The sequence below is a fragment of the Synechococcus sp. H60.3 genome (assembly GCF_047462295.1).
Taxonomy (GTDB): Bacteria; Cyanobacteriota; Cyanobacteriia; order Thermostichales; family Thermostichaceae; genus Thermostichus.
The window spans coordinates 6,354-9,321 of the sequence record NZ_JANSIY010000005.1 but is presented as its reverse complement, the minus strand read 5'-3'; the positions used below and the strand labels follow the sequence as shown (position 1 = coordinate 9,321).

At 62.8% G+C, this 2,968-nt stretch carries 1 protein-coding gene; it reads left to right on the top strand.

Annotation, left to right across the window (positions count from 1 at the left end):
- Positions 1-30 precede the first annotated feature (30 nt).
- The gene (gene uvrA / locus NW841_RS01300) at positions 31-2,931 is read left to right on the top strand and encodes an excinuclease ABC subunit UvrA (RefSeq protein ID WP_414385026.1); all 2,901 of its coding nucleotides are present in this window, start codon (positions 31-33) and stop codon (positions 2,929-2,931) included.
- The last annotated feature ends 37 nt before the right edge of the window (positions 2,932-2,968 follow it).

Below are 2,968 nucleotides of genomic sequence, written 5' to 3'. Positions count from 1 at the left end.
TCCACCCACGCTGCACACAGAGGGGATGAGATGTCCGGCCAAAACGAAATCCATGTGGTGGGGGCGCGGCAGCACAACCTCAAAAACCTCGAGCTGCGGATCCCGCGCAATCGCCTGGTGGTGTTTACCGGCGTCTCCGGCTCTGGAAAATCTTCTCTGGCCTTCGACACCATCTTTGCCGAGGGGCAGCGGCGCTACGTGGAGTCCCTTAGCGCCTATGCGCGGCAATTTCTGGGGCAACTGGACAAACCGGATGTAGACCGCATCGAGGGCTTGAGCCCAGCCATTGCCATCGACCAAAAGTCCACCAGCCACAACCCCCGCTCCACGGTTGGCACCGTGACCGAAATCTACGACTACCTGCGGCTGCTGTATGGGCGGGCCGGGATCCCCCACTGCCCCCATTGTGACCGGGTGATTGCCCCCCAGACGGTGGATCAAATGGTGGACCAGATCCTGGCCCTGCCGGAGCGGACGCGCTTTCAGTTGCTTGCGCCCGTGGTGAGGGGAAAAAAGGGCACCCACGCAGCGCTCTTGCAAAGCCTGAGCCAGCAGGGGTTTGTGCGGGTGCGCATCGACGGCCAGGTGCGGGATCTCAGCGAGGAAATTGAGTTGGCCAAAAACAAGGCCCACACCATTGAGGTGGTGGTGGATCGGCTGGTTAAGGGCCCGGAGATCGCAGAGCGGCTGGCCGATTCCCTGACCACCTGTCTGCGCCAGTCGGGGGGACTGGCGGTGGTGGAGCTCTTGCCCCGTGAAGACGAACGGGAACACCTGCTGCAAAAAGTAGCCGAGGTGGCGGGGCAGTACCTCAACGGCAAGCCAACGGAGCTGATCTTTTCGGAACAATTTGCCTGCCCCGAACACGGCTCCGTGCTGGGCGAGCTGTCGCCGCGGCTATTTTCCTTTAACTCCCCCATCGGCGCCTGTCCCGTCTGTCACGGCCTGGGCTTTGAACCCATCTTCGACCCCGACCGGATCGTGCCGGACCCCAAGCTCCCCCTCTATGCGGCCATTGCCCCCTGGGCGGAGCGGGAGAACCCCTACTATCTGGCGCTGCTGGCGGGGGCTGCTAAGGCCTTTGGCTTTGAGCTCAGCAGCCGCTGGTGCGACCTTACCCCCGGGCAGCAGCAGCTCCTCCTCTACGGCAGCGACCAGGAGATCTACGTTGAGGCGGAATCCCCCCAGGGGAGCCGGGGCTATTACCGCCGCTTCGAAGGGGTGATCCCGCAGTTGCAGCGGCACTACCAAGAAACCACCTCCGAAACCTACCGGCAAAAGCTGGAGACCTACCTCACCTACCGCCCCTGCGCTGCCTGTGGCGGATCCCGGCTGCGGCCAGAGGCCCTGGCCGTGCGCGTCGGTGGCTACCGCATCACGGATCTCACCGAGATCTCCATCCGCGACTGCCTGCAGCGCCTGGAGCAGCTCCAGCTTACCCCCCGCCAAGCGCAGATTGCCGAGCTAGTGCTGCGGGAGATCAAAACCCGCCTGCAGTTTTTAATTGACGTGGGCCTTGACTACCTCACCCTGGCCCGACCGGCCATGACCCTTTCGGGGGGCGAGGCGCAGCGGATCCGACTGGCCAGCCAGATTGGCTCCGGCCTGACGGGGGTGCTCTACGTGCTGGACGAACCCTCCATTGGCCTGCACCAGCGGGATAACCAACGCCTCTTGCAAACCCTATTCCGCCTACGGGATCTGGGCAACACCTTAATTGTGGTGGAACACGATGAAGAGACCATTCGCGCCGCCGACCACATCGTGGACATTGGCCCTGGCGCTGGCATCCACGGCGGAGAAGTGGTGGCCCAAGGATCTCTAGCCGACATCCTAGCCTGCGAGCGCTCCCTCACCGGCGCCTATCTGGCGGGGCGGCGGCGGATCCCAACCCCAGCTCAGCGGCGACCTGGCAAAGCCGTCTCCCTCAAGCTCACCGATGCCCACAAAAACAACCTCAAGCACATCGATGTGGAGATCCCCCTGGGCAAGCTGGTCTGCGTCACCGGCGTCTCCGGCTCCGGCAAGTCCACCCTGGTCAACGAGTTGCTCTACCCTGCCCTGCAACACTACCTCGGCCAGAAGGTGCCTAAGCCAACGGAAATGGGGGAGCTACACGGCATTGAACACATCGACAAGGTCATTGTCATCGACCAATCCCCCATTGGCCGCACCCCCCGCTCCAACCCCGCCACCTACACGGGCCTCTTTGATCCCATCCGCCAGGCCTTTGCCCAGACTCTAGAGGCCAAGGCCAGGGGCTATCACTCTGGCCACTTTTCCTTCAACGTCAAGGGGGGGCGCTGTGAAGCCTGCAAAGGGCAGGGGGTGAACGTGATTGAAATGAACTTCCTGCCGGATGTGTATGTTACCTGCGAAGTGTGTGGGGGCAGCCGCTACAGCCGCGAGACCCTCCAGGTCAGGTACAAGGGCAAAAACATCGCCGAAGTCCTAGACATGACGGTGGGGGAGGCGCTGGAGTTTTTTGCCGCCCTACCCCCTGCCGCCAAGATTCTACAGACGCTGGCCGATGTGGGCCTTGATTACATCAAGCTGGGGCAGCCCGCTCCGACGCTTTCCGGGGGGGAAGCGCAGCGGGTGAAGCTGGCGGCAGAACTGGCCCGCCGCTCCACCGGCAAAACCCTCTACCTGCTCGATGAACCCTCCACCGGCCTGTCCTTCTACGACGTTCACAAGCTCTTGAATGTTCTGCAGCGGTTGGTGGATGCGGGCAACACCGTGCTGGTGATCGAGCACAACCTGGACATCCTCCGCTGTGCCGACTGGATCATTGACCTGGGGCCAGAAGGGGGCGACCAGGGCGGCCAGATTGTTGCCGTCGGCACCCCTGAGGAAGTGGCCGAGCAGCCCGGATCCCACACGGGGCGCTACCTAAAGCAGGCTTTGCAACAACATCCCCCCGGTCAGTAAGAAAGGGAGCGGATGCATACCCAGTTGTTCGCACTAT

Coding starts and splice junctions, on each gene's coding strand:
- uvrA (WP_414385026.1), top strand. CDS start 31: ATGTCCGGCCAAAACGAAATCCATGTGGTGGGGGCGCGGCAGCACAAC.